Annotated in this window: 1 protein-coding gene; it reads left to right on the forward strand. The window is 55.4% G+C overall.

From position 1 onward, the window contains the following. Window positions 1–556 (forward strand): integrase core domain-containing protein (locus RY831_RS33100; protein WP_326510518.1); only part of this gene is annotated, 556 nt, incomplete at its 5' end. Between the last annotated feature and the right edge of the window lie 81 nt (window positions 557–637).

Below are 637 nucleotides of genomic sequence, written 5' to 3' on the forward strand. Positions count from 1 at the left end.
ATCCACCGGAACAGCAAAAACTCGCCGCCTGACGCCGCTATCCTTCAAGCCGCCATACACCAGTCTTGACACTAGCTCTCACACCACTGAAGACGGCCGCAGTTTGCGGCTGATGACACTCGTCGACGAGTTCTCGCGTCAATGCCTGGCGATTAAGGTCGGACGTCGGCTGAACGGCATGGACGTCATCGAAACGCTGGCCGATGCGATGCTCGAGCATGGCATTCCGATGCACATACGGTCAGACAATGGGCCAGAAATGACAGTAAAGATGGTACGCGATTGGCTTGCAAAAGTAGGAACAAAGACGCTGTTGATCGAGCCGGGCAGCCCTTGGGAGAATGGATATTGTGAGTCGTTCAATGGAAAACTGCGCGATGATCTGCTCGATGGTGAGCTGTTTTACAGCCTGAAGGAAGCCCAGGTCGTGATTGAGCAATGGCGACGTTACTACAACACGCAGCGCCCGCATTCTTCGCTGGGATACCGGCCGCCTGCCCCTGCAGTTCACCGGGCACAGGCTGTCATATCTGCTCAGCATGAAAACATGCAGTAGACGTAAGCGCCTAGCCATCTCACCTTGACGGGATACCGAATCTACGAACAGAAGTTTACGCGGGCGTCCAGCGATGCGGCA

It is taken from the genome of Noviherbaspirillum album, assembly GCF_035916955.1.
Classification (GTDB): Bacteria; Pseudomonadota; Gammaproteobacteria; order Burkholderiales; family Burkholderiaceae_D; genus Noviherbaspirillum; species Noviherbaspirillum album.